This window comes from Pseudonocardia sp. WMMC193 (assembly GCF_021728735.1).
Taxonomy (GTDB): Bacteria; Actinomycetota; Actinomycetes; order Mycobacteriales; family Pseudonocardiaceae; genus Pseudonocardia; species Pseudonocardia oroxyli.
The window spans coordinates 5,635,031-5,659,856 of sequence record NZ_JAKKDO010000003.1; the positions used below are offsets into that span (position 1 = coordinate 5,635,031).

At 73.8% G+C, this 24,826-nt stretch carries 27 protein-coding genes and 1 riboswitch; of the genes, 14 read left to right on the forward strand and 13 right to left on the reverse strand.

Annotation, left to right across the window (positions count from 1 at the left end; genetic code table 11):
• Positions 1–26 precede the first annotated feature (26 nt).
• Positions 27–2,576: an Hsp70 family protein gene (locus tag L3X23_RS28905; RefSeq protein WP_237196135.1), complete on the reverse strand. Its 2,550-nt coding sequence runs from the start codon at positions 2,574–2,576 to the stop codon at positions 27–29.
• 185 nt (positions 2,577–2,761) lie between these two features.
• On the opposite strand from L3X23_RS28905, the gene L3X23_RS28910 reads away from it, so the two are divergent.
• The gene (locus L3X23_RS28910) at positions 2,762–5,209 is read left to right on the forward strand and encodes a LuxR C-terminal-related transcriptional regulator (RefSeq protein WP_237196138.1); all 2,448 of its coding nucleotides are present in this window, start codon (positions 2,762–2,764) and stop codon (positions 5,207–5,209) included.
• A 33-nt stretch (positions 5,210–5,242) separates the two neighbouring features.
• On the opposite strand, the gene L3X23_RS28915 is transcribed toward L3X23_RS28910, so the two are convergent.
• Genes L3X23_RS28915 through L3X23_RS28935 form a run of 5 tightly spaced genes read right to left on the reverse strand, consistent with a single transcriptional unit; the run spans position 5,243 to position 8,648 of the window.
• Positions 5,243–5,899, reverse strand: a complete 657-nt coding sequence (locus L3X23_RS28915) for an NADPH-dependent F420 reductase (RefSeq protein WP_237196139.1) — start codon at positions 5,897–5,899, stop codon at positions 5,243–5,245.
• Positions 5,900–5,948: 49 nt separating this feature from the next.
• The gene (locus L3X23_RS28920) at positions 5,949–6,716 is read right to left on the reverse strand and encodes an SDR family oxidoreductase (RefSeq protein ID WP_237196142.1); all 768 of its coding nucleotides are present in this window, start codon (positions 6,714–6,716) and stop codon (positions 5,949–5,951) included.
• Positions 6,716–7,726 carry an aldo/keto reductase family protein gene (locus tag L3X23_RS28925; protein WP_237196144.1) on the reverse strand — a complete coding sequence of 337 codons (1,011 nt, stop codon included), beginning with the start codon at positions 7,724–7,726 and terminating at the stop codon, positions 6,716–6,718. Before L3X23_RS28925 ends, L3X23_RS28920 begins: the two co-directional genes overlap by 1 nt.
• 10 nt (positions 7,727–7,736) lie before the next feature.
• Positions 7,737–8,123, reverse strand: a complete 387-nt coding sequence (locus L3X23_RS28930) for a hypothetical protein (RefSeq protein ID WP_237196145.1) — start codon at positions 8,121–8,123, stop codon at positions 7,737–7,739.
• 60 nt (positions 8,124–8,183) lie between these two features.
• Positions 8,184–8,648, reverse strand: coding sequence for a MarR family winged helix-turn-helix transcriptional regulator (locus tag L3X23_RS28935; protein WP_237196147.1), 465 nt, complete (start codon positions 8,646–8,648; stop codon positions 8,184–8,186).
• Between L3X23_RS28935 and L3X23_RS28940 the strand changes: the two genes are divergently transcribed.
• Entirely contained in the window at positions 8,647–9,060 is a 414-nt protein-coding gene (locus L3X23_RS28940; protein WP_093083537.1) for a DUF5313 family protein, read from the forward strand. The two genes, L3X23_RS28935 and L3X23_RS28940, sit on opposite strands and share 2 nt — an antisense overlap.
• 79 nt (positions 9,061–9,139) lie before the next feature.
• Here L3X23_RS28940 and L3X23_RS28945 read toward each other — a convergent pair whose 3' ends face one another.
• The 3 genes from L3X23_RS28945 to L3X23_RS28955 are packed head-to-tail and all read right to left on the reverse strand — an operon-like array spanning position 9,140 to position 11,889.
• Positions 9,140–9,652: an MSMEG_0572/Sll0783 family nitrogen starvation response protein gene (locus L3X23_RS28945; RefSeq protein WP_093076176.1), complete on the reverse strand. Its 513-nt coding sequence runs from the start codon at positions 9,650–9,652 to the stop codon at positions 9,140–9,142.
• Between the two features lie 2 nt (positions 9,653–9,654).
• Positions 9,655–10,506, reverse strand: a complete 852-nt coding sequence (locus tag L3X23_RS28950) for a carbon-nitrogen hydrolase family protein (RefSeq protein WP_237196149.1) — start codon at positions 10,504–10,506, stop codon at positions 9,655–9,657.
• Positions 10,507–10,518: 12 nt separating this feature from the next.
• Entirely contained in the window at positions 10,519–11,889 is a 1,371-nt protein-coding gene (locus tag L3X23_RS28955; RefSeq protein WP_237196151.1) for an MSMEG_0569 family flavin-dependent oxidoreductase, read from the reverse strand.
• Positions 11,890–12,320: 431 nt separating this feature from the next.
• Here L3X23_RS28955 and ectA point away from each other — a divergent pair, with 431 nt between their 5' ends.
• From ectA to thpD, 4 genes are all read left to right on the forward strand, one after another.
• Positions 12,321–12,842: a diaminobutyrate acetyltransferase gene (gene ectA / locus L3X23_RS28960; protein WP_237196153.1), complete on the forward strand. Its 522-nt coding sequence runs from the start codon at positions 12,321–12,323 to the stop codon at positions 12,840–12,842.
• 7 nt (positions 12,843–12,849) lie between these two features.
• Positions 12,850–14,106, forward strand: coding sequence for a diaminobutyrate--2-oxoglutarate transaminase (gene ectB / locus L3X23_RS28965; RefSeq protein ID WP_093076185.1), 1,257 nt, complete (start codon positions 12,850–12,852; stop codon positions 14,104–14,106).
• Position 14,107: 1 nt separating this feature from the next.
• Positions 14,108–14,506 (forward strand): ectoine synthase, encoded by a 399-nt coding sequence (locus L3X23_RS28970; protein ID WP_237196155.1) that lies wholly within the window; start codon positions 14,108–14,110, stop codon positions 14,504–14,506.
• A gap of 91 nt (positions 14,507–14,597) precedes the next feature.
• Positions 14,598–15,512 (forward strand): ectoine hydroxylase, encoded by a 915-nt coding sequence (gene thpD / locus L3X23_RS28975; RefSeq protein ID WP_237196157.1) that lies wholly within the window; start codon positions 14,598–14,600, stop codon positions 15,510–15,512.
• A 64-nt stretch (positions 15,513–15,576) separates the two neighbouring features.
• Here the strand turns inward: thpD and L3X23_RS28980 are convergent, their stop codons facing one another.
• Positions 15,577–16,350, reverse strand: coding sequence for an SGNH/GDSL hydrolase family protein (locus L3X23_RS28980; RefSeq protein ID WP_093076193.1), 774 nt, complete (start codon positions 16,348–16,350; stop codon positions 15,577–15,579).
• A 168-nt stretch (positions 16,351–16,518) separates the two neighbouring features.
• Between L3X23_RS28980 and L3X23_RS28985 the strand changes: the two genes are divergently transcribed.
• Together L3X23_RS28985 and L3X23_RS28990 are read left to right on the forward strand one after the other, a co-directional pair.
• Entirely contained in the window at positions 16,519–17,226 is a 708-nt protein-coding gene (locus L3X23_RS28985; protein WP_237196159.1) for a DUF3159 domain-containing protein, read from the forward strand.
• A 97-nt stretch (positions 17,227–17,323) separates the two neighbouring features.
• Entirely contained in the window at positions 17,324–18,319 is a 996-nt protein-coding gene (locus tag L3X23_RS28990) for a hypothetical protein (RefSeq protein WP_237196160.1), read from the forward strand.
• 46 nt (positions 18,320–18,365) lie between these two features.
• On the opposite strand, the gene thiE is transcribed toward L3X23_RS28990, so the two are convergent.
• Complete coding sequence (thiE, locus tag L3X23_RS28995; RefSeq protein ID WP_237196162.1) at positions 18,366–19,010, reverse strand: thiamine phosphate synthase; 645 nt, start codon at positions 19,008–19,010, stop codon at positions 18,366–18,368.
• Positions 19,011–19,031: 21 nt separating this feature from the next.
• Positions 19,032–19,136, forward strand: a riboswitch (TPP riboswitch).
• On the opposite strand from thiE, the gene thiO reads away from it, so the two are divergent.
• The 6 genes from thiO to L3X23_RS29025 all read left to right on the forward strand — a co-directional run bounded on the left by thiO (position 19,130) and on the right by L3X23_RS29025 (position 23,384).
• Positions 19,130–20,158, forward strand: coding sequence for a glycine oxidase ThiO (thiO, locus tag L3X23_RS29000; RefSeq protein ID WP_237196164.1), 1,029 nt, complete (start codon positions 19,130–19,132; stop codon positions 20,156–20,158). It overlaps the preceding riboswitch by 7 nt.
• Entirely contained in the window at positions 20,155–20,352 is a 198-nt protein-coding gene (thiS, locus tag L3X23_RS29005) for a sulfur carrier protein ThiS (protein WP_237196166.1), read from the forward strand. The genes thiO and thiS overlap by 4 nt, the downstream gene beginning before the upstream one ends.
• Before the next feature lie 2 nt (positions 20,353–20,354).
• On the forward strand, positions 20,355–21,125 hold the full coding sequence (locus tag L3X23_RS29010) for a thiazole synthase (RefSeq protein WP_237196168.1): 771 nt from the start codon (positions 20,355–20,357) through the stop codon (positions 21,123–21,125).
• Positions 21,126–21,145: 20 nt separating this feature from the next.
• The gene (locus L3X23_RS29015; RefSeq protein ID WP_237196170.1) at positions 21,146–21,667 is read left to right on the forward strand and encodes a gamma carbonic anhydrase family protein; all 522 of its coding nucleotides are present in this window, start codon (positions 21,146–21,148) and stop codon (positions 21,665–21,667) included.
• Between the two features lie 87 nt (positions 21,668–21,754).
• On the forward strand, positions 21,755–22,603 hold the full coding sequence (locus L3X23_RS29020; RefSeq protein ID WP_237196172.1) for a Gmad2 immunoglobulin-like domain-containing protein: 849 nt from the start codon (positions 21,755–21,757) through the stop codon (positions 22,601–22,603).
• A 100-nt stretch (positions 22,604–22,703) separates the two neighbouring features.
• Positions 22,704–23,384: a hypothetical protein gene (locus tag L3X23_RS29025; RefSeq protein WP_237196174.1), complete on the forward strand. Its 681-nt coding sequence runs from the start codon at positions 22,704–22,706 to the stop codon at positions 23,382–23,384.
• On the opposite strand, the gene L3X23_RS29030 is transcribed toward L3X23_RS29025, so the two are convergent.
• A complete protein-coding gene (locus L3X23_RS29030) occupies positions 23,371–23,985 on the reverse strand; it encodes a hypothetical protein (protein ID WP_237196176.1) in 615 nt (204 codons plus the stop codon). The genes L3X23_RS29025 and L3X23_RS29030 overlap by 14 nt on opposite strands.
• 82 nt (positions 23,986–24,067) lie before the next feature.
• Positions 24,068–24,739, reverse strand: a complete 672-nt coding sequence (locus L3X23_RS29035) for a response regulator transcription factor (protein WP_308116989.1) — start codon at positions 24,737–24,739, stop codon at positions 24,068–24,070.
• Positions 24,740–24,826 lie beyond the last annotated feature (87 nt).

Sequence of the window (24,826 nt, forward strand, 5' to 3'; positions counted from 1 at the left end):
CGAGGGGCCCGGGTCATGAGTAGGCACTACTCACCCTCGAGGCTGAAGACGGCCAGGGAGTTCCCGTCGCTGCTCACCACGTAGCCGCGGGCGCCGCCCGGATCGACGGCCATGCCGTTGGGCGCCGGGGCGTCCACGGAGAACGTGCGGCTCACGGCGTTCGTCCCGGTGTCGACCACGGAGACCGTGCCGTCTCCCTGGTTGACGACGTACGCGCGGGCGCCGTCCGGGGACAGCGCGACGTAGGAGGGCCGGGTCCCGACGGTGACGGACTGCGCGACGGTCGGGTTCGCGGCGTCGTGCACGTCGACGACCTTGAGGGAGGCGCTGTCGTAGCTGGTCACGTAGGCCCGGGTGCCGTCCGCGCCGATCTTCACGCAGCCGGGGTTCGGCCCGACCTCGACGGTCCCGACGACGGCCTTGCGCTGCAGGTCCACCACGGCCAGCGAACCGTTTCCCGCACCCGTGACGTAGGCGTGCGCGCCGTCTCCGGACACGGCGACGGCGAACGGCCCGCCCGGCACCCGGATGGTGCCGGTGACCGTGTTCGTGGCCGCGTCCACCACGGACAGCGAGTTCGAGTCCCGGTTCGCCACGTAGACCGTGCGGCCGTCCGCGGACACCGCGATGCCGACCGGGCTCTTGCCCACCGGCACGGTCGCCGCGACGGTGTTGCTCGCGACGTCGATCACCGCGAGCTGCCCGGCGGTGATGCTGGTCACGTAGGCGTGCCGGTCGTCCGGGGCGACGGCGACCAGCACCGGGCCTGCCCCGACCGGGATCGTCGCGGTGACCGAGTTCGAGCCCAGGTCGACGACCGAGACGTCGTTCGAGCCGTTGTTGGTGGTGTAGGCGTGCCCGCCGTCGTGGGTGACGGCGACCCGGCCGGGGTTCTTGCCGATCGGCACGCTCGCGACGGGGGTGCCGAAGGCGAGCGGCGCCTCGGTGGGCGGCGGCGCGGTCTCGGAGGTGGTCGGGGCGGCCGCGGTGCCGCCGCCACTGCCGCCCAGGAAGCGGACCCCGGCGTAGGCGCCGCCGCCGACGACCGCGGCGACCACCACCGCGATCAGCACGGGCTTGACCCAGCGCCGCTGCTCGGTGCGCTTGAGCTCGGGCGGGCGGTCACCGGCGCCGAACCGGCGGTCCGGCGCGCCGCCGGTCGGCGGCGTCGGCGCGAACATCCGGGTGTTCGGTTCGTGGTCCGGCGCGCGGCCGTGGCCGTTCTGTCCGGGTGCGGGCGGGTACGGGGAGTTCGCCCGCCCGGCGGGCTGCAGCGCGGGCCGGTACGACGGGTCCGAGCGGGCCGGGTCCGGGCGGCCACCCGGCCCGGGCCGCATCGGGCCGGTGGGGGCGGGCCGGTCGTGGCCGGGCTGCGCCGTCGGTGCGGCCGCCGCTGTCGGGGCGGGCACGGCGGGGGTGACGATCCGCGCGGTCGCGCCGGTCCCCGTGCCCAGTGCCGCCGCGGCGCCGACGGGCGTGGCCCCACTCGTCGGAGCGGTGGGGACCTGCGTCCGCGGTCCCGGCCCCGCGGACACGGGCGCCGACAACGCCGCCGCCCCCAGTGCCACCGCGAACTCGGGGTCGGTGTCCACCGCGATCGGCGCCTTGAACTCCGCCGACACCATGCGCGCGACCAGCGGGATCTTCGACGAACCGCCGACCAGCAGCACCGCGGTCAGGTCCTCCGCCTCGACCGAGGCGGACCGCAGCGCGCCGCGCAGCGCCGTCATGGTGTCGGCGAGGACGGGCCGGACCATGTCCTCGAACTCGCCGCGGGTGACCCGGATGTGGGTGTGCGCGCTCGGCAGCAGGACCGGCACCGTGACGTCGGTGTCGACCGACAGGGCCTCCTTGGCGTGCACGCACTCCTGCCGCAGCCGGTACAGCGTGGCGCGGTCCGCCCCGAGCAGCGCGTCCTCGCCGAGGGACTCCCGGACGTGGGCGAACACGGCCTGGTCGAAGTCGATCCCGCCCAGTCCCTGGATGCCCTGCGGCGTGCCGAGGATCTCGAAGCCCGACGCGGTCCGGCGCAGGACGGTCGCGTCGAAGGTGCCGCCGCCGAGGTCGTAGACCGCGACGGTGGACCCGGCCGCGAGCCGCTCGTTCGCCGCGTAGGTCGCGGCCGCCGCCTCGGGTTCGGTGACCATCCGGACCGGACCCACCTCGGCCAGCTGCGGGACCTGGGAGAAGATCTCCTTCTGGTAGGTGTTCCAGCTCGCCGGGTGGGTCAGCGTGACCTGCTCCGGCGGCGCCCCCTCGGCGGCCCCGACCCGGCCGACCACGGCCCGCAGCAGGTGGGCCAGCAGCGCGGGCACCGGCATCGGCGACCCGCCGACGATCATCGGCACCGGGTCGCCCAGCTTGCGCTTGAACTCCCGCGCCACCCGCTCGGGTTCGACCGACGCCCGCCGCTCGGCCGCGGACCCGGTCAGCACCGCCCCGTCCTGGCGGATCATGACGACCGACGGCGCGACGTCCGAGCGGTCCCCGAGCCGGAAGCGCTCGACCCGGTCACCCCGGCGGACGGCCGCAGCCGTGAAGGTCGTACCGAGGTCGACACCGAGGCCGTACGTCATGCTCGCCGCGCTCCTTGTCGGGAAGGGGCCGCAGAGCTCACGGACGTACGAACCGACCCCGAGGTCCGCACGCATCCTCCCAGCGAGCGACGCCCGTCCTCAAGGTGCTCTCTCCCCACGGAGCCGTGGCGTTAACAGCCGCGGCGAACCGTACGAGTACCCGCCGGGACCGGAGGGGGTGGCGGATGCGGCAGGAATGGCCTCTGGTCGGCCGGTCCGCGGAGCTGGACTTCGCCCGGCGGACGCTGGCCACGCCGTCGTTGTCCGGTCTGGTGCTGGCCGGTCGCGCGGGCGTCGGGCGGACCCGGCTGCTGCGCGAGATCCTCGCCGCCGCCACGGCCGCCGGGGACGCCACCGCCGTCGAGGTCCGCGCCACCGCGCCCGGCATCCCGTTCGGCGCCCTCGCCCACCTGCTCCCGGACCTCGACCGCGGCCCGGACGACGCGGCCACCCTGCGCGCCTGCGCCGCCGCGCTGCGTGCCCACGCGGGCGGCACGCGCCTGGTCCTCGGGATCGACGACGCGACCGGGCTCGACCCCGCCAGCGCCACCCTCGTCGCCCACCTCTGCCACACGCGGCAGGCCTTCGCGGTGCTGACCGTGCAGGTCGGCGTCCCGGTGCCGGACGCCGTGTTCGGGCTCTGGAAGGACGGTCTCGCCGAGCGGCTGGACCTCTCGGAGCTGGACCGCGCCCGCTCGGACGAGCTGGTGGCCGCGCTGCTCGGCGGACCGGTCGAGGGCGCGGTGCTGCAGGAGCTCTGGGAGCTCGCCCAGGGCACCCCGCTGTTCCTGCGGGAGCTGGCCGCCGCCGGGACCACGGCGGGCACTCTGACCTGCGAGGACGGGGTGTGGCGGAGCGCGGGCCCGCTCGCCCCGGGGCCGCGGCTGCTCGAGCTCGTCGAGTCGCGGATCGGCGCGGTCACCGAGGACGAGAGCACCCTCCTGGAGCTGCTCGCGCACGGCGCCCCGCTGGGCAGCGAGATCCTCCTGGAGATGGGGGCCGAGCGGGTGCTGGCCCGCACGGAGCGCCGCGGGCTGGTCGTCTCGGCGCTGTCGGGCAGGCGGCTCGACGTGGACCTCGTCCACCCGCTGCTCGCCGAGGTGATCCGGCGGCGCACCACCCCGCTGCGCGCGCGGCGCACCCACCGGATCCTCGTCCAGGCGATCGAGAAGACCGGGGCGAAGCGCGCCGCGGACGGCCCACGGCTGGTCGGCTGGCGGCTCGCGAGCGGCACCCCGGTGGACGCGGACGCGGTGCTCGCCGCCGCCGAGGGCAGCCTCGACCTGCGCGCCGCCGAACGGCTGGCGCGGGCCGCGGTCGCCGCGAGCGACGGCCCGCGGGCCCGGGTGCTGCTCGCCGACCTGCTGCTCGCCACGGGTCGCGCCACGGAGGCCGAGGCCGTGCTGGTCCCGGTGGCGGACGCGGCGGCGGAGCGGCTCGCGCTGGCCCGGGCCACCGCGCGGAGCTGGTTGGGCCTGCCGCCGGACGAGGTGGGCCCCGTCCGGGCGGCCCTGCTGCTGGCCGCGGGCCGCTGCACGGACGCGCTCGCTGAGCTGGCCCCCCTCGCCCCGACCGTGGAGGTGCTGGCCGTGCGGGCCCTGGCCGAGTGCGCGGCCGCCCGCTACACCGACGCCCTGGCCACCGCCGAGCAGGGCCTGGCCGGGGAGTCGGGCTGGTGGACCCCCGCGCTGCAGTCCGCGCAGCTCGGCGCGTACACCCTCGCCGGCAGGCTCGACGAGGCCGAGGCACTCGCCGTCGCGGGCTACGCCGAGGCACTGGCCCGGCACTGGCCGGTCGCGTCCGCGGTGCACGCGGGCTGGCTCGGGCGGATCGCGCTCCTGCGCGGGCGGGTCCGCACCGCGCGGCGGTGGCTGCGCGAGGCCGCGGCCGTGCCGACGGCGCCCTTCCCGCCGGTGTCGGGTCTGCGCGAGGAGCTCGCGATCGCGATGGGGCTGACCGGCGACGGCGAGGCCGCCGAGGCGCTGCTCACCGGCGTCGACACCCTCGACGCCCCCACCCCGTGGCCGCTCGTCGCGCAGGCCTGGTTGGCCGCGATCCGCGGGGAGACCTCACTCGCCGAGCGGCTCGTGGGCGAGGCGGTCGGGCTGGCCCGGGGCGGCGGCGCGCGCCACGCGGAGCTGACCGCGCTGCACGCGGGTGTCCGGCTCGGGGTGAGCGCCCCGGCCGGGCGGCCCGCCGACCTGCAGGGCGAGCTCGCCGCCGTGCAGCTCGCGCACCTTGCGGCCGCGGACGGCGCCGCGCTCGACGCGGTGGCCGAGCGGTTCGCCACCCTCGGTCTCCCGTTGCTGGCGGCCGAGGCCGCGGCGCAGGCCGTGCGGGACTACGAGACCGCGGGGCGCACCGGCAGCCGGCAGGCCGCCGCGAAGCGGGCCACGGCGTGGGCGCGGGAGTGCGAGGAGGTCCGCACCCCCGCGCTGCTCGCGCTCAAGGCCCCGACCGAGCTGACCCGCCGGGAGCTGGAGATCGCGCGGCTGGCGGCCACCGGCATGTCCAGCAAGGCGATCGCCGCGCGGCTCGTCGTCTCCGTCCGCACGGTCGACAACGTGCTGCACAGCGTCTACGCGAAGCTGGGCGTGAAGGGCCGCGCGGACCTGGCGGAGGCCGTCACCTGACGACGCGGTGTGGAGCCACACTGCCCTCGTGCGTCAGGCGGCGCGGAACTCCGCCGGGCGCTCCTGCGGAGCCTCCTGCAGGGCCTGCACGGTCTTCTCGACGTCGTAGTCCTTGCCGTACACCGGGGTGCCGGGCTGCTGACGCCAGGACTCGGCCAACGTGCCGCCGTCGACCGGGTCGAAGCCCAGCTCGTCCACCAGCGCGAACACGGTCTCCTGGAACGGGCCCGGGTCGCCGGCGACCGGCAGGGCGATCCGGCCCGGCGTGCCCTTCGGCACGCCCTTCTCCAGCAGGTGCTTCCAGTAGATGCCGTTGAAGACCTTGTAGACCGAGTCGGTGCCGAGCAGGCCCGCGACCCACACGCTCTCCGGCGTGCCGTCCTCGATCTCCTGGATCAGCCCGTCCCGCTGCTGCGGGTAGTAGTTGTTCGTCTCGATCACCGGGACCCCGGTCGGGACCGTGCCCGGCGCCAGGTCGGGGGTGTTCTTCTGCGGGACGGAGACGATCACCAGCTCCGCGTCGGCGGCGGCGTCCTTCGCCCACACCGCCTGCGCCCCGGTCTCGGTGACGTGGGCCGCCACCGTCTCGGGGGCCCGGGAGTTGGCGACCCGCACCTCGTGCCCGAGCTCCGCGAGCCGCCGGGCGAGCGTGCCACCGATGTTGCCTGCGCCGATGATGCCGATCCTCATGTGGGCGCCAACCCCGCGGTGCGACGGCGGATTCCGAGCGTGACATGCGTCACATCACGCCGGGGTAGGCGCCCCCGTCCAGGAGCAGGCTCTGCCCGGTGATGAACCCGGCGTGCGCCGAGCACAGGAACGCGCAGGCGGCGCCGAACTCGGCCGGGGTGCCGAGACGGTGGGCCGGGACGGTCGCCGCCCGCCGCCGGACCGCCTCCTCGAGGGTGATCCCCTCGGCTCGCGCGGCGGGCTCCAGCGTGCCGCGGAGCCGGTCGGTGTCGAAGGGGCCGGGCAGCAGGAAGTTGATCGTCACGCCGCTGTGGGCGACGGACCGCGCGACACCGGCGAGGAACCCGGTGAGCCCGGCCCGCGCCCCGCTGGACAGGTCCAGCCCGGCGATCGGCGCCTTCACCGACGCCGAGGTGATGTTCACGATCCGCCCGAAGCCGCGCTCCGCCATGCCGTCCACGACCGCCTGGACCAGGGCGATCGGCGCCGCCATGTTCGCCTCGACGCCTTGGATCAGGGCCTCGTGGTCGATCTCACGGAAGTCCCGTGTGGGCGGTCCGCCGTTGTTGTTCACGAGGATGTCCACGGCAGGCACCGCCGCGAGCAGGGCGGCGCGTCCCTCGGGCGTCCCGACGTCCGCGCCCACCGGGATGGTCCGGCCGTCGATCTCGGCGGCCGCGCGCTCGGCCGCCTCCTGGGTCCGCCCGTTGACGACGACGGTGCACCCGGCCGCGGCCAGCGCCTCGGCGCAGCCCCGACCGAGCCCGCGGGTGGAGGCGCAGACGATCGCCGTGCGGCCCGCGATCCCGAGGTCCATCAGACCGGCCTGCGGCGCGGGGTGGAGCGGGCGACGAGACCCGCGTCCCGCTCGACGGAGTCCCCGAGCGCGGCGTCGATCGCCTCCATCGCGTCCTCGGGGATGCGCACACCCGCCGCCTTCACGTTCTCGGCCACCTGCTCGGGACGCGAGGCGCCGACCAGCGCCGCCGCGACGTTGGCGTTCTGCAGCACCCACGCCACGGCGAGCTGGGCCATGGTCAGGCCCAGGTCGCCCGCGATCGGGGCGAGGGCCTGGACCCGGGTGAGGGTCTCGTCGTTCAGGAAGCGGGCGATCGCCTGCGCCCCACCGGACCCGTCCGTGGCGCGGGAGCCCGGCGGCGGCGCCTCGCCGGGCTTGTACTTGCCCGTGAGCACGCCCTGCGCGATCGGCGACCACACGATCTGGCCGAGCCCCAGCTCCTCGCAGGTCGGCACGACCTCGGGCTCGATGATCCGGTGCAGCATCGAGTACTGCGGCTGGCTGGACACCAGCGAGACGCCCAGGGACACCGCGAGCCCGTGCGCCGCGCGGATCTGCTCGGCGCTCCACTCGCTCACCCCGATGTAGAGCGCCTTGCCCGCCCGCACGACGTCGGCGAACGCCTGCATCGTCTCCTCGAGCGGGGTGTACACGTCGTAGCGGTGGGCCTGGTAGAGGTCCACGTAGTCGGTCCCGAGCCGGCGCAGGCTGGCGTCGATCCCCTCGAGGATGTGCTTGCGGGACAGGCCCTGGTCGTTCTTGCCGCGCGGCCCGACGGGCCAGTAGACCTTCGTGAAGATCTCGAGCGACTCGCGCCGCTCGCCCTTCAGCGCCGCGCCGAGGACCTCCTCGGCCTTGCCGTTCGCGTAGACGTCCGCGGTGTCGAAGGTCGTGATCCCGTGGTCGAGGGCGGCGCGCACGCACTGCGTGGCGACGTCGTTCTCGACCTGTGAGCCGTGGGTGAGCCAGTTGCCGTAGGTGATCGCCGAGATCTGCATCCCGGAGCGGCCCAGATAGCGGAACTCCATGCGGCTCTTTCTAGCCGCTGAGCTCTCCCAGGGCCACGAACCGCACGGCGGCGTGCTGGGCGCGGCGGGCGGCCGCGACCGTCATCCGCTCCGCGACGATGACGGCGGCGGACCGCTTGCCGAGCCCGTCCCGCCGCGCGATCAGGGCCTCCATGGTGTCGGCGCCGACGTCCGGCACCACCTCGACGAGCGTGAACCGCCTGCCGTGCACGAAGACGACGCCGGTGTCGTGCTCGCTGTGCACGTGCGCGTCGGCGGGGAGGCCCGCAAGGGTCGGGTCCGCGGCGATCCTGCGGCGCGCGGCGGCGGCGGCGGTCTCGACCCCGGGCCGGACGCGGGGGAGGCGCTCGGTCGGCGCGCCGGCGTCCGACGGGGTCGCCACCGGGTGGGTCGTCATCGCAGAACCTCCAGGCCTCACCTCTGGACATCGGCGCGGTCGACGGAGACGTTAGCCCGATCAGCCCATCGGACGAGCGTGTTCACCCAGGGTGTCCGACTGCGTGGCGGCGATCACCCCGGTGAGGACCTCGCGCAGCCGTTCGAGGTCCGCCAGGGGCATCCCGAGGCGCTCGACGATCGCCGGGGGGATCCGCTCGGCCTCGGCCCGGAGTGCCCGTCCGGCGTCGGTCAGGGTGATCGCGAGCATGCGCTCGTTCGTCGGGACCCGGTCGCGGCGCACGAGCCCGGCCGATTCCAGGCGCTTGAGTAGCGGGGACAGCGTGCCGGGATCCAGCGCCAATGCGCGGCTGAGCTCGGTGACCGACTGCGGCGAGCGTTCCCAGAGCGCGAGCATGACCAGGTACTGGGGGTGGGTGAGGCCCATCGGCTCCAGCAGCGGGCGGTAGAGCGCGATGACCTCCCGCGCGGCCACCGCGAGGGCGAAGCACACCTGCCGGTCGAGACGGAGGAGATCGGCGTCCATGTCGGGTAGCATACTTGGTGTGCAAACTGTTCGTAGGCCAAACCCGATCCGCTGGGTGCTCTACGCCTGGGGCGCCGGGCTGCCCGCCCGGCACCGCGAGTGGGTGCTGTTCGACGTGACCACGCGGACCTGGGTGCTGCGGCACTTCGCCCGCGCGACGGTGCAGCTGGCCCCGTTCGCCGTGCTGCTCTACGTCTTCATCCCGGGCGAGTCCTGGGTGCGGGCGATGGCGGTCCTCGGCGGCCTGCTCATCGGCTACTTCTACTCGTTCGCCTACGTGGCGGAGTCGGCCGAGCACCGGGCCGTCAAGGCCGGGTACCCGCGGGGCACGGCCGCGGGCCTGCGCGCCGAGCGGAACGCCGCGGGCCGGGCGGAGGCCCGGCAGCGCTACGAGGAGCGCTGGCGCGACTGAGCGCTCCGGCCCCGGACACACGTCGTGCGTGGTAAGTGGTGCTCTGGCACCACTTACCACGCACGGGCGGCGGAGCCGCTCAGATCTGGTACGTGCTGTTGATGATCGCGCCCTTGCGGGCGTAGTGGATCAGCGCGTCCTGGACGTCGAGCGGGTGGGTCGGGATGACGCCCTCGATGAGGTCCTCCTCGCGGGCGCCGTGCAGCGACAGACCGAAGCGGCAGCAGTAGACCTTGCCGCCCTCCTGGATGAAGGTCTTGAGGCTGTTGTTGATGTTGTGCTCGCCGGGGAACGCGGAGTTGCCGGTGGTGGGGAACCCGCGGGTGGCCAGGGCGTTGAGCGAGCCGGGGCCGTAGAAGTAGACGGCGGACTCGAAGCCCTTCCGCAGGGCGCGGGTGGCCTGCAGGATCGCCACGAAGCTCACCGAGGACTCGTGGGCGATGCCGTGGACCAGGGTGAAGTACACCTCGCCGTTCTCGGCCTGGTAGTCCGGGAACACCTTCGTGCCGCCGTAGATCGACGAGCCCTCGGGCAGGGACGGGTGGGCGATCTCCTCGAGCGACTGCTTCTCGAGATCGGTCAGGTCGGCCATGGTCAGTTCTCCTTCTGGGTGGGTGATGCGGGGGAGACGAGGGCGCCGTAGAGGTCCGGTCGGCGGTCGCGCAGGTTGCCCATCCCGACGCGGTGGGCGTCGATGTCCGCCTGCAGGTCGAAGTCCGCCGTGACCAGCCCCTCGGCGTAACCCGTGGCGGCGACGACCTCGCCGCCCGGGTCGACGATCTTCGCGTTGGCCACGAAGTCCAGCGCCCCGAAGGAGCCGGACTGGTTCGCGGCCACCCACACGACCTGGTTCTCCAGGGCGCGGGCGCGGTCGAACAGGTCGAACCGGCGGGCCCACCGGTCCTGGGTCGGGTCGGGGTGCCGGTTGGTCGCCGACAGCGGCCAGGCGGACATCGACACGATGAGACGGGCGCCGTCGAGGGCGAGGGCGCGGGCCGCCTCGGGGAAGCCCTTGTCCCAGCAGATCTGCATGCCGATCCGGCCGACGGGGCTGTCGAAGGCCTCGAACCGGTCGCCCGCGGTGTAGGTGGCGCCCTCCTGCAGCGGCTGGTGCACCTTGCGGTAGCTGCCGAGGATCCCGTCCCCGGTCACGCAGACGGCGGCGTTGTACAGCGTGTCCCCGTCCCGCTCGCAGAACCCGGCGGTGACGACGAGGTCCCCGGCCAGGCTGGCGAGCCTGCCGATCTCCGGGCCGTCGAGGGTGAAGGCGGGCGGCGGTTCGGCGGTGCCGCCCAGGTCGGAGACGTAGCCGCCGAGGGCCGCCTCCGGGAGCGCGAGCAGCTCGGCGCCCCGTTGCTTGGCTTCGTCGATCAGGACGGCGATGCGGTCGAAGTCCCCTTCGAGGTCACGGTCGAAGGGGGCCGCCGCGGTGGCGATGCGGGTCATGGTGGCGCTCCTTCAGCTGGCGGACCGGGGGGCGACCCAGTCGTCGTCGGAGGGGAAGGTGCTCGACGGGGTGCCTGCCAACCAGTGCAGGCCGTCCGCGACGGTGCCGCGGCGGGTCTCGGCGATGCGGTCGACGAGGTACTCCGCGTCCGCCGCGACGCCGGAGAAGCGCCCCGAGCCCCAGGTGTACTGCCAGGGCAGTCCGATGAAGTACAGGCCGGGCTGGCTGGTCACACCGCGCTCGTGGGTGGGGTAGCCGCGGCCGTCGAAGATCGGGAGCTCGATCCAGCGGTCGTCCCGGCCGTAGCCGGTGGCCCAGACGACGGCCGCGATCTCGGAGACGGCCAGCTCGGACGGCGCGTCCTCGGCGGGCGCCCAGACCGGGGCCTTGCGCTCCTCGACGGGGGCGTCGATGCCGTTCGCCTCGATGTAGGCGTCGATGGAGTCCTTGATCCCCTCGGCGACGGCGTCCGCCCCGTCGAGGTTCGCCCGCAGCTCGGGTCCGAAGTGGACGACGTCCGGGTCGATCCGGTGCAGCCTGCCGTGCAGCCGCATGCCCTCGAGGGCGAACTTGCGCAGGTCGATGTCCCGCCCGCCGTCTCGCCCCGTGACGTAGTGGTTGGTCTTGTGCCGCACGGCCTCCACGTCGGGGAACGCGTCGATCCCCTTGGTGTAGGTGCCCATGTCCGACAGCCAGGCCACGCAGTCGCGGCCGCGGTAGAAGCGGGCGACGCGCGGGGCGGTGCCGGTGGCGAGGTGGACCTCGCGGCCCGCCAGGTGCAGGTCCTCGGCGATCTGGCAGCCGGACTGGCCGGTGCCGACCACGAGCACGGGGCCCGCGGGCAGCTGGTCGGGGTTGCGGTACTCCGACGAGTGCACCTGGACCACCGAGTCGGGCAGGCGCTCGGCCATCCGCGGGGTGCGGGGGACCTGGTAGGGGCCGGTGGCGATGACGACCTGGTCGGCGGTGGCCGTGCCCCGGTCCGTCGCGATCTCGAAGCGGCCCTCCCGAGCCCGCAGCGACGTGGCGCGGACGCCCTCGACCAGCGGCGGGGCGAAGGAGGCGACGAACTTCTCCAGGTACTGGGTGATCTCGTCCCGCACCATGAAGCCGTCCGGCTCCGGGCCGTCGTAGGCGAAGCCGGGCAGCGCGCACTGCCAGTTGGGGGTGACGAGGCAGAAGGAGTCCCAGCGGCGGTCCGCCCACTCGTGCCCCGCCGTCTCGGCCTCGAGCACGAGGTGGTCGATGCCGCGGTCGGTCAGCACGCGGCTCGTCGACAGGCCCGCCTGGCCCCCGCCGACGACGATGACCGGATGGTGGGCGCCGTCGATCCGCGCACGGACGGGATCGGGGACGGAACGCAGATGCGCCTCGGGGGACATGGTGGATCAGCTCCTGATGACTCCGTGGGTGGGCCGTGCCGGTGACGGGTTCCAGTTGACGGCCCGACGATTGCCGAGGTGTTGCATCCGGAAATCTTCTGCGTTTCGTGATGAGCCCCGTGTTGCGCTGGTGTGACCGCACGGGACGAGACCGGACGGACTCGGCCCGGCGGCGTGGTGAGGGTCATGATCTGTGACGGCCAGTCGCCGTCGGTGACGATCCGTGCCGGGCCGGCCCGCCGAAGCGTCGTCGCGCCGGAACGCCATTCCCGTGGTACACCTGGGCAAACAGAACGGATTCGGCCGGCGCTGCCCACTACGTCCGAGTGTCAAACTAGATCGTGATACGGATCACGAAAGAACGCCCGGGAATGTGGTCGACAACGATCGACGCCGGCACCCGGGCAATATGGCTGTTACGTTCGATGGCCATGACGGCAGCCACCACCGAACCACCTGTAGACGAACCCGTCCTCTCCGTCGGACGGCCCCGCGTGGACGACGGGGTGGCGCTGCGGCGGCTCGCGGCGGAGACCGGTGTGCTCGACGTCAACTCGACCTACTCGTATCTCCTGTGGTGCCGCGACTTCGCCGCGACGTCCGTGCTCGCGCGCCTGGACGACCAGGTCGTCGGCTTCGTCACCGGGTACCGCCGACCCGACGCTCCCGACGTGCTGATGGTCTGGCAGGTCGCCGTCGGCGCCGCGGCCCGCGGTCGCGGAGTGGCGGGCCGGATGCTCGACACCCTGTGGGCGCAGGTCCCCGACGTCTCGTTCATGGAGACCACGGTGACCCCGGACAACGAGGCGTCCATCGCGATGTTCACTGCTTTCGCCCGCCGGAACGACACCGAGATCCGACGGAGCGACCTGTTCTCCGCGGAACTGCTGGGCGCCGATCACCAGCCCGAGAACCTCTATCGCATCGGCCCGATCACGAACGAAGGAAACTGAGTAGACGATGACCATCTTCGAGGACGTCGAATCCGAGGTCCGCTCCTATTGCCGCAACTGGCCCGTCGTGTTCGACACGGCCAAGGGTGCGGAGCTCTGGGACGTCGACGGCAAGCGCTACCTGGACTTCTTCGCCGGCGCAGGCGCGCTGAACTACGGCCACAATCCCGAGCCGCTCAAGCAGAAGCTCCTCGAGTACCTGAGCCGGGACGGCATCACCCACGGCCTGGACATGTACACCACGGCCAAGGGCGAGTTCCTGAACACGTTCCGGGACAAGATCCTCGGCCCGCGGAAGCTGAACTACAAGGTGCAGTTCCCCGGCCCGACCGGGGCGAACGCCGTCGAGTCGGCGCTCAAGCTCGCCCGCAAGATCACCGGCAAGGAGGCGATGGTCAACTTCACCAACGCCTTCCACGGCATGACCCTCGGCGCGCTCTCGGTCACCGGGAACTCGATGAAGCGCGGCGGTGCCGGCGTCCCGCTGGTGCACTCCACGCCGATGCCGTTCGACAACTACTTCGACGGCAAGGTCCCGGACTTCCTCTGGTTCGAGCGGGTCCTCACCGACTCCGGGTCGTCGCTGAACGACCCCGCCGCGGTCATCGTGGAGACGGTCCAGGGCGAGGGCGGGATCAACCCGGCCCGGATCGAGTGGCTGCAGGGACTGGCCGACCTGTGCAAGCGCCACGACATCCTGCTGATCGTCGACGACGTCCAGATGGGGGTCGGCCGGACCGGGCCGTTCTTCTCCTTCGAGGCCGCGGGCATCGAGCCGGACATCGTCACGATCTCCAAGTCCATCTCCGGCTACGGGCTGCCCATGGCGCTCGTGCTGATCAAGCCGGAGCACGACGTCTGGGGCCCGGGTGAGCACAACGGCACCTTCCGTGGGCACAACCCGGCGTTCGTCACCGGCACCGAGGCGATCCATCGGTACTGGAGCGACGACACCCTCGAGCGGGAGGTCATCCGCAAGGGGGAGAAGGTCGAGGAGGCCTTCAACAAGATCGTCGCGGATACCACCGTCACCGAGCTGACCGCCAAGGGTCGCGGGCTGGCCCGCGGTCTGCAGTTCACCGAACACGACCAGGCCGGGAAGGTCTGCGCCGCGGCGTTCGAGCGCGGGCTGCTCATGGAGACCTCGGGTCCGGACAGCGAGGTCATGAAGATCCTCGCCCCCCTGACCATCACCGACGACGAGCTCGACGAGGGTCTGGAGATCGTCGCCGAGTCCGTCAAGACCGTCACGTCTGGAGCATGAGTTGAAGGTCCGCAGCATCGACGACGTCACGAACACCAAGAACCACGTCGACACCCCCGGCTGGTACTCGCGTCGCATCGTGACCGCGCACGACCGCGTCGGCTTCTCGGTCGGCGAGACCGTGCTGCGCGCCGGCTCGACGAACGACTTCTGGTACGCCAACCACGTCGAGGCCGTCTACATCGTCTCCGGTGAGGGCGAGCTGTACGACAAGGACAACGACGAGACGTACAAGCTCGGCCCGGGCACGATGTACCTGCTCGACGGCAACGAGAAGCACCAGGTCCGGGTGACCAGCGACATCACCTGCGTCTGCGTGTTCAACCCACCCATCGTCGGCACCGAGGTGCACGACGAGAACGGTGTCTACCCCCTGCTGGAGCTCCCGGCCGAGGCCTGAGCCGCAGCACCCGGCCGCCGGACCCGACTCGGGTCCGGCGGCCGTGCCCTGTACCACCGCGATATCGCCTATCGACGAGAGGAGCACTGCAATGACTGCCCCGAGCAGCAACCAGACCAGCATCACGAACGACCGGTACTACACCCGGGTGTCGACGCAGCCGGCCCTCATCGACCGGGCGGAACCGACGGTGTGGGGCAGTGAGTCCAGCGCCGGCATGTACGGCGCGCAGGAGCTGCGTGGGCACGAGGTCAACGGGTTCTCGCAGGTCCCCGACCTGCTCAACCCCGACGAGGTGGCGGGCTACGCCGCCGAGCTGGACCGGCTGGCCCACGACCCGCTCATCCGCGCGGACGACCGCTGCATCATCGAGAAGAACTCCGACGAGGTGCGCTCGATCTTCGAGGTGCATAAGATCTCGGACGCCATCGCCCGCCTCGTCCGCGACGAGCGCGTGGTCGGTCGGGCCCGGCAGATCCTGGGCGGTGACGTCTACGTCCACCAGAGCCGGATCAACTACAAGCCCGGCTTCGGCGGCGGCGGGTTCTACTGGCACTCGGACTTCGAGACCTGGCACGCCGAGGACGGCATGCCCACCCCGCGCGCGGTGAGCTGCTCGATCTCGCTCACCGAGAACTACGCCTACAATGGCTGCCTGATGATCATGCCGGGCTCGCACCGGACGTTCGTGTCCTGCGTCGGCGAGACGCCCGAGGACAACTACCGCTCCTCGCTCAAGGAGCAGGAGATCGGCACGCCCGACCCGGACAGCATCACCGCGCTGGCCAACCGGCACGGGATCGCGATGCTGACCGGCAAGGCGGGGTCCGCCACGTTCTTCGACTCCAACTGCATGCACGGCTCGGGGGACAACATCACCCCGTACCCGCGCTCGAACATCTTCATCGTGTTCAACAGCGTGGAGAACACCTGCGTGGAGCCGTACTACGCGCCGACCCGCCGCCCCGAGTACATCGGCGCCCGAGACTTCACCCCCGTCCGCTGACCGCATTATGGAACCATAACGTCGTCTGAGCAGGGTTTTTTCGACGTTATGGTTCCATAATGCGTCAGACGGGCGGAAGCGGTGTGAGGTTGGGGCGCTTGGGCAGGTTGCCGTCGCCGGTGTGGGCCCCGCGCAGGCGCTTGCGCGCGTAGGGCAGGACGTGCTCGCGCACCCACCTCAGGTCCTCGACCTGGCGGTGCCGCCAGTCCAACGCCTCGGCCGCGGGCCAGGGGGTGCGCCAGTCGATGCCCGCGACGGGCTCGCCCAGGACCTCCAACGCGCGCAGGGCGACCCGCTCGTGCGCCTCCGGCGTGAGGTGCAGCCGGTCGCTCGCCCAGGCGCGGGGGTCGGCGAGGACGTCCATGCCCCAGAGGTCCACGACGTGACACCCGTGGCGGTCCGCGACGGCCCGCAGGTTCTCGTTGAACGTGGCCACCCGCCCGCGGAGCCTGCGCAGCAGCATGTGCATGCGGCGCAGGTCGAAGCCGGTGAACATGATGATGTCCGCGCCCGTCGCCGCCAGCCGCTCGACGGCCGCGTCGACGCGCCGGGCGAGGTCGTCCGGGTCCGAGGTGATGCCGATGATGTCGTTGCCGCCCGCGCAGAACGAGATCAGGTCCGGGCGCAGCTGCTCGGCCACCGGCACCTGGTCGGTGACGATCTGGTCGAGGATCTTGCCGCGCACGGCGAGGTTGGCGTAGGTGAAGCCGGGCCTGCCCGCCGCCAGCCGCTCGGCGAGCCGGTCGGCCCACCCGCGCGGCGCGCCGTCGTCCCACAGGTCGTCCAGGCCCTCGGTGAACGAGTCCCCGATCGCCACGAAGCTGTTCCACCGGTGCACCGCACGGCTCCCTTCCCGCTCGTTCCCCCGGCGTCCACACCGCCGTCACCTTCTGATCCACACAGGATCACTCATGGGCGCGCGGTTGCGCCAGATGTGGGGTGATCTCGTGACCTCGATAGGGCACCCTAAGGAGGTGTCAGTCGAACCTCTCCCGCCGTGTCGCCCGTGACGACCCCGGAGCCGGACACCCGCGAGTCGCTGCGGGAGATCCTCGGCGGGCGGCGCGGCGCCGTCGACGCCTCGGTCCCGGTCGTCGCCTTCGTGCTGGTCTGGCTGCTGGCCGGGGCGCTGAGCTGGTGGTCCCCGGTGGGGATCGCCGCGGGCGCGGCGATCGTCGCCGGGATCGGGGTGGCCTGCTGGCGGCTGGCCCGCGGCAGGCGGCCGCGCGCCGTGCTCTTCGGCCTGCTGGGCGTGACGGTCGCGGCGCTGGTCGCGCTGTACACCGGCCGGGCCGAGGACTTCTTCCTGGTCCAGATCCTCTCGAACGTGGCGAGCGCGCTGGCCTGGGCGATCTCGATCGTCGTGCGGTGGCCGCTGCTGGGTGTCATCGTCGGGCTGGCGCTGGGGCAGAAGACGCGGTGGCGCCGCGATCCCGATCTGCTGCGCGGCTACCAGCGGGCGAGCTGGGTGTGGGTGGCGCAGTACGTCGTGCGGGTGGCCGTGTTCGTGCCCCTCTACCAGGCGGAATGGGTCTTCGCGCTGGGCGCGGCGCGGGTCGCGTTCAGCCCGGCGCTGGTGGCGCTGTCGGTCGTGCTCTCCTGGCCCGCGCTGCGTTCGGCGCTGCCCGCCGACCATCCGGGGATCCGGCACCCCCGGGTCGCGGACGCCCCACCCGAGGCACCTACTGTGGACGACCCCTCCACGAACGGGTGAGAACCCTCACGTCGAGTGATCGACTGGTGCGTTCCCAAGATCGTCCACGTTGATCCTCGTGGAGGACGCCCGAGCCTCGCGTGATGTGAACGGAGTCATGGTCCAGAATCCCCGCCGCCCCCAGCCCCGCACCCCCGACGCCCAGGGGTCGCCGCCGCTGCCCCGCTCCGGGGCCGCGCAGCGACCGGGTGGCACCGGCCCGTCGGGTCGGCGGCCGGAGGGGCCGCGCTCCGGTGGGCAGGGTCCCGCGGGACAGGTCCCGGGCGGGCGGCGGCCGGGCCGATCGACGTCGGGCGCCGGCCCGACCCACGTCCTCGGGGCGCACCGCACCCTCGCGACGACGACGGTCACGGAGCCCGAGAAGAAGAAGGTCGACCTCACCCTCACGAAGGTCGCCGCGGGGGCGGCCGCGGCCGCCACGTCCGCGGTGGCGGGCTCCTACCTGGGCGCGGCGGGGACGGTGGCGGGCGCGGCCATCGGGTCGGTGGTCACGACCATCGCCACCACGATGTACCAGCGCTCGCTGGACAAGACCCGGGAGACCGTCCTGCAGCGGGTCAAGCTGCCGGGCCGGGGCGCGGCGGACACGACCGTCCTCGCCGAGCCCGTCGACCCCCTCGCGACGATCCCGATGCAGCGAGACGGCGGGCTGGTCGCGCCGGTGCTGCCCGCCCCGGAGCAGCGGCCCTGGTACACCCGCAAGCGGGTCTGGGTGACCGCGGCGACCACCGTCGTCGCGTTCGCGGTCGGGTTGCTCGTGATCACCGGCGTCGAGTGGGCGAAGGGCTCGCCGATCTCCGGCGGGGAGTCCGGGACGTCCGTGGGGCGGGTCGTGACCGGCGGCTCGGCGCCGAGCGAGGAGCCGCGGTCCGAGACCACGGAGTCCCCCACCCCGACGACCACGGAGCAGGCCCCGGAGTCCTCCTCGGGTTCCGGCTCGGGTTCCGGCTCCGGCTCGACCGAACAGACCGGCGGCGCCTCGGCGACCCGGACCACCACCCCGAGCCCGTCGACCTCGCCGACGACGAGCCGCGCGCCCGGCACCGGGAACACCGGACCGGGCTTCGGGCTGCTTCCGCGGCCCGGCTCCTGACCTGTGAGCGGCGATAGTCGCTCTGACGACTATCGCCGCTCACAGGTTAGGGGAGGCGGGCGCGGAGTGACTCGGCTGCGGCCTTCGGGTCCTCGGCCTCGGTGATCGCCCGCACCACCACGACCCGGGTCGCGCCCGCGGCCAGGACGTCGTCGAGCCTGCCGTGGTCGATGCCGCCGATGGCGAACCAGGGGCGGTCCGGGGCGCGGCCCGCCACGGTCCGGACCAGGTCCAGGCCGGGGGCGGGGCGGCCGGGCTTCGTGGGCGTCGGCCAGCAGGGGCCCACGCAGAAGTAGTCGACGCCGGGCTCCTCGGCCGCGCGGAGGGTCTCGTCCGCGCTGTGCGAGGACCGGCCGATCACGACCTCGTCCCCGACGATCCGGCGCGCCCACTCCACCGGCAGGTCGTCCTGGCCGAGGTGCAGCACGTCGGCGCCCGCGGCGAGCGCCACGTCCGCCCGGTCGTTGACCGCGAGCAGCCGGTCGTGGCGGGCGGTGGCCTCGGCGAGGATCTCCAGCGCGGCCAGCTCGGCGCGCGCCTCGATGCCCTTCTCGCGGAGCTGGATCACGTCCACACCCCCGGCCAGCGCGGCGTCCGCGAACTCGGCGAGGTCCGGTCGGTCGCCCGTGCAGAGGTAGAGGCGGGCGTTCGCGAGGCGGGACAGCAACGTTGCACGGTCGAGTCGGGGCACGTCGGGGAAGCGTAGGGTGGGCCGCGCAGTCACGGGAGCCCGGTGGGGCTGAGAGGGAGCCGCAGGCTCCGACCGTCGAACCTGATCCGGGTCATGCCGGCGCAGGGAGGAGCGAAGCAGTGGAACTCGTCGTCGCCGGTGGCGGCGTCATCGGGCTGACGTGCGCCTGGCGCGCCGCGCAGGCCGGGTGGACCGTCGGCCTGTTCGACCCGGACCCCGAGTCCGGCTCGTCCTGGGTCGCGGGCGGCATGCTCGCGCCGGTCACCGAGGCGTGGCCGGGCGAGGAGGAGCTGCTCGAGCTCGGGCTGCGGTCCGTCGCGCTCTGGCCGGAGTTCGCGGCCGAGCTGGGGGATCCCGGCCTGCACACCGGGGGGACCGTCGTCGCGGCGACGGGGACGGGGGACCGCGCGGAGCTGGACTCGCTCGCCGACCACCTCGCCCGCCTCGGCAGGCCCGTCGAACGGCTGACCGGACGGGAGCTGCGCAGGCTCGAACCGGCCCTGGGCCCGGACGTCCGCGGGGGGCTCTCGGTGCCCGCGGACCTGTCCGTGGACAACCGGGCCCTGCTGGCGTCCCTGCGGACCGCGGCGGAGAAGGCCGGCGTGCGGATCGAGGAGCGCGCGTACCGCGGCGAACCCGCCGACACCCTGCTGATCTGCGCCGGGGCGCACTCGGCGGCGCTGCACCCGGCCCTGCGCGGGCTGGTCCGCCCGGTCAAGGGCGAGATCCTGCGGCTCGCGCACCGCCGCGGCGCCTTCCCGATGCCCGGCCGCACCGTCCGGGCGCTGGTCGACGGGCGCCCGGTCTACCTCGTGCCGCGGCCGAACGGGCTGGTCGTGGGGGCCACGCAGAGCGAACAGGGGTTCGACACCGAGCCCACCGTCGGCGGTGTCCGGGACCTGCTGCGGGACGCGGAGCGGATCGTCCCCGGGATCGCCGAGTACGGGCTGGTCGAGGTCGCGGCGGGCCTGCGGCCGGGCAGCCCGGACAACCTGCCGCTGATCGGCAGGCTGGACGACCGCACGCTCGTGGCCACCGGGCACAGCCGCAACGGCATCCTGCTGGCCCCGCTGACCGCGCAGCTGGTCGTGGCGGTGTTGGACGGCGGGTCGGTGCCCGCCGCCGTCGACCCGGGGAGGTTCGGATGAGGGTCGAGATCAACGGGACCCCGCACGACCTGCGCGCGGACGCCACCGTGGCGGACGCGCTGGGCGCCATCGACGCGCCCGAGCGGGGCGTGGCGGTGGCCGTGGACGGCACCGTGGTGCGCCGGGCGCACTGGGGTACCCCGCTGCACGAGGGCGCGGCGGTCGAGGTGCTGACCGCCGTGCAGGGAGGATGACGATGACGGAGCACGACGTGGACCAGCTCGTCGTCGGGGGCCGGAAGATCGGGTCGCGGCTGATCACGGGGACCGGCGGCGCCGCGAACCTGGAGATCCTGGAGCGGGCCCTGGTCGCCTCCGGCACCACGCTGACCACCGTGGCGATGCGCCGGATCGACGCGACCACCGGCACCGGGGTGCTGGACCTGCTGCGCAGGCTCGGCATCGAGGTCCTGCCGAACACCGCGGGCTGCCGCACGGCGGCCGAGGCGGTGCTCACCGCCGAGCTGGCCCGCGAGGCGCTCGAGACGGACCTGGTGAAGCTCGAGGTCGTCGCGGACGAGCGGACGCTGCTCCCGGACCCGATCGAGCTGCTCGACGCCGCCGAACAGCTCGTCGACGCGGGGTTCACCGTGCTGCCCTACACCAACGACGACCCGGTGCTCGCCCGCCGCCTGGAGGCCGTCGGGTGCGCCGCCGTCATGCCGCTGGGGTCGCCGATCGGCACCGGGCTCGGCATCCGCAACCCGCACAACATCGAGATGATCGTCGCCGAGGCGGGGGTCCCGGTGGTACTCGACGCCGGCATCGGCACCGCGTCGGAGGCCGCGCAGGCCATGGAGCTGGGGTGCGACGCCGTCCTGCTGGCCACGGCGGTCACCCGCGCCGCGGACCCGGAGCGGATGGCGCACGCCATGCGGCTCGCCGTGGAGGCCGGGCACGCGGCGCGGCACGCGGGCCGCATCCCGAAGCGGTACTGGGCGCAGGCGAGCAGCCCCGTGATCGACTGAACGCGCGTTAAGATCCGGGCGTGCCGCTGTTCGAGTTCGAGGGCCGCCGCCCCTCCGTGCATCCCACCGCGTTCGTCGCCCCCACCGCCGCGCTGATCGGCGACGTCCGGGTCGAGGCCGGGGCCTCCGTCTGGTACAACGCCGTGCTCCGCGGCGACACCGGCCCGATCATCGTGCGGGAGGGGGCGAACGTGCAGGACGGCAGCGTCCTGCACGGCGGCGAGGACCCGGCCACGGAGATCGGGGCGGGCGCGACCATCGGGCACCTCTGCGTGGTGCACGGCTGCGTGATCGGCCCGGAGTGCGTGATCGGCAACGGCGCCACCGTCCAGGACCGGGCGGTGATCGGTGCCCGCAGCCTGGTCGGGGCGGGCGCGCTGGTCGCGCCGGGCAAGGTGATCCCGGAGGGCACCCTCGTCCTGGGGGCCACGGCCTCGCCGCGGGGTCCGCTGACCTCCGAGGCCGAGTGGTGGGTGCGGAACAACCCGGGCTTCTACCGTGAGCTGGCGCAACGACACGCACGGACCGTCGCCGAGATCTGACGATCCGTAGCCGGGCTCTCCCCCGTTCGAGGGGTCCGGCGGCGCGGCGTGCCCGGCGTGTCCGGTTCGGTCGCCCATCCTGGAGCCATGCGCGGTCGGATCGGGTGGGCACTGCTGGCCCTGCTCGTGCTCGCCGGCTGTGCGGGCACCGGGGACGCCGAGGACCGCGTGGTCCCGACCGTGCCCGCCGTCCCCACGGTGGTGCCCGCCGACCCGACCTCCGGCGTGGTCCCGGTCTGGTTCGTGGGCAGCACCCCCGCGGGCGACCGGTTGTTCCGCGAGATCCGCGCCCTGCGCGACGGTGGGCCGGACGACGCCCCGCCCGACCCCGTCGGCACGGCCGTCACGGCGGTCCTCGACGGGCGGACCGACGATCCCGACCACCGCACCGACTGGCCGGCGGGGGTGCGGCTGCGCAGCCCCGTCACGCACGGGGCCGGCCTGCTGACCGTGGACCTCGCCGTCGCGGGGCCGCTGCCCGGCCCCGCGGGCCTCGCCCTGCAGCAGCTCGTCTACACCGTGCAGTCCGCCGCGGACAGCGACGATCCGGTGCGGGTGCTCGTCGGCGGCGAGCCCGCCGAGACGCTCCTCGGCGAGCCGGTCGCCGCGCCGCTCACCGCCGCGGACCCGTACCGCGTGCGGTCCCTGGTGGAGATCGACGACCCGGTGGACGGCGCGCGGACGGCCGGGCCGGTCGTCGTGAGTGGGGAGGCGGCGGTCTTCGAGGCCACCCTGCTCTGGGAGGCCCGCAACGCCGACGGCCGGGTGGTGCGGGCCGGCGTCGCCGCGACGGCGGAGGGCCAGCGGTTCGCGCCGTTCCGCGTCGAGATCCCGCTCGACCCCGGCGACTACACGATCGTCGTGTCCGAGGACGACTCGTCCGGGGGCGAGGGACGCCCGCCGATGACCGACCGCGTGCGCCTCACCGTCGTCTGACGGTGGGGCAGGCACCACCGACGGTCCACGGGGTGCCGCCCTGGGGTGGAATGTCCGGTTCCGCGAGCCTGGTCGCACACCGTCGACCAGGGAGAACGCCATGACCACCGCACTCACCACCCCCACCCGCGACCGCGCGACCGGCGCCGCCGGGATCGTCGCCGCCCTCGCCGCGGGCGGCTCCGGCGCCATCCTCGCCCAGGGCGAGGGCACCTTCGCCGACCAGCGGATCAAGAGCAGTGCCGAGCTCGTCGAAGCCATGAACCCCGAACTGATGATCCGGATCGGGGGCGGGCTCGGCCTGGTCGCGGTGATCGCGACGACCGTCTTCACGCTCGGCCTGGTGCGCCGGGCGGGGGAGCGCGGCGGCTGGGCCGAGGCGCTGCGGTGGTCCTCGATCGCCCTGCTCGCGACGACGTCGATCGGCGTCCTCATGCGCTACGTCGCCGCGGGCGGGGCCCCGGGCGCCATGGACCAGAGCTTCTACTCCACCGAGGCCAGCGCCACCGCCGCGGTGCTCGCCGACCAGATGTCCACCGGTGCCTACCTCCCCGCGCTCGGGGTGCTGCTGTGTGCCGGGATGCTCGCCCTGCGCGGCTCGCTGCTGCCCGCGCCGGTGGGAATCGTGGCGCTGGTGCTCGGGACGCTCTCGCTCGCCGCCACCCTCGGGCTCGGCCTGCCCTACAGCAGCTCCCTGGTGTTCCCGGTGTTCGCGCTGGTCGCGGGCGTCACGCTGCTCGTCCGCCCGGCCGGGCGCCGACGCCTCGCTACCGGGCGCTGAAGCGCAGCGGGACCCGCGGGCCGCGCAGGCCCGCGGCCCGCAGCTCGATCGACGCCAGCTCGGCGACGGCGTCCGGGTCGCCCGCGCGCCACGCCAGGGCCGGGTCCACCCCGTCTCCCGGGATCCGCCGCAGGACCAGCGCCCGCAACGCCAGCTGGTCGAGACCCCGCGCGCGGGCCGCCGCCGCGGCGGTCGCCGTGCGTGCGTAGCGGACCCGCAGCGGCAGCCAGATCGACAGCACCGGCAACACCCCGATCAGCCCGACGAGGATCGCCGCCCCCGTCGCGACGTTCGCGACCGTGTCGATCAGCTGCTGCCCGGCCGCGGTGAGGGAGCGGCCCGCATCGGTGCCCGGGGCGAAGGCGCCCGCGAGCTGCTCCCCGACGAGCGGCACGTTCCCGACCCCCCGCGCCGCCCCGTCGAAGGCCCCGGACACCGAGTCCCCGGCCTGCACCAACGTCCGTCCCGGCGACTGCAGCGTGAGCAGCAGGTCGTGCGCCGTCGCGGCCAACCAGATCCACGCCGCCGTCCAGCCCACGGCCAGCAGGTCCGCGACCACCTGCACCCCGAACCGCCCCGGCCGCTCCGCATACACCCGCATGCGCGGTTCCTACCAGCTCCCGCCCCGCACCGATGTCCGACTCGCGTGTCGAGAGCGAGGGACTCGCGTGTCCGACGTCTCGCTACAGGAGGCCGAGCTTGGTGGCGGCGTAGACGGCTTCGGCGCGGCGGCTGACCATGAGCTTGCGCATCAGGTTGCCCACGTGGAACTTCACCGTGGTCTCCGAGATGAACAGCTCGGCGCCGATCGCGCGGTTGGACAGGCCGCGGGCCAGCAGGCGGAGCACGTCGAGCTCGCGCTCGGTGAGCCGCTCGCGGTCGGGGACCCCGCCGGACAGCGACCGGACCATGGCGCTGGCGCTGCGGGCGTCGAACGCGGACTCGCCGCGGGAGACCGCGCGGATGGCGCGGACCAGCTCGGTCGTGTCGACGTCCTTGACGACGTAGCCGCGCGCCCCCGCCTGCACGGCCTCCACGACGAGTCGGTCCTCGGCGAACGTGGTCAGCACGAGCACTCCGATGCCGGGGTGGGCGGCACAGAGCGAGCGGCAGACGTCGAGCCCGTCGGTCTGCGGGCCGGAGGTGAGCTTGAGGTCCAGCAGCACGACGTGCGGGCGGGTCGCGGCCACGGCGGCGACGGCGTCCTTGGGGGTGCCCGCCTCGCCGACGACGCGCAGGTCCTCCTCGCGCTCCAGCACCGCGCGCAGGCCCTGACGCATGATCGAGTGGTCGTCCACCAGCACGATCCGCACCGGCACCGGGCGGGCCCGTTGCGGCCCGGGCCGCTGGGGCACCGCCGTGCGCGCCCCGTTCGGGGGCACCGGTCGCACTCCGCCCGTGGGCGCCGACCGCAGTCCGCCTCCGGGCGCTGGTCGCACCGT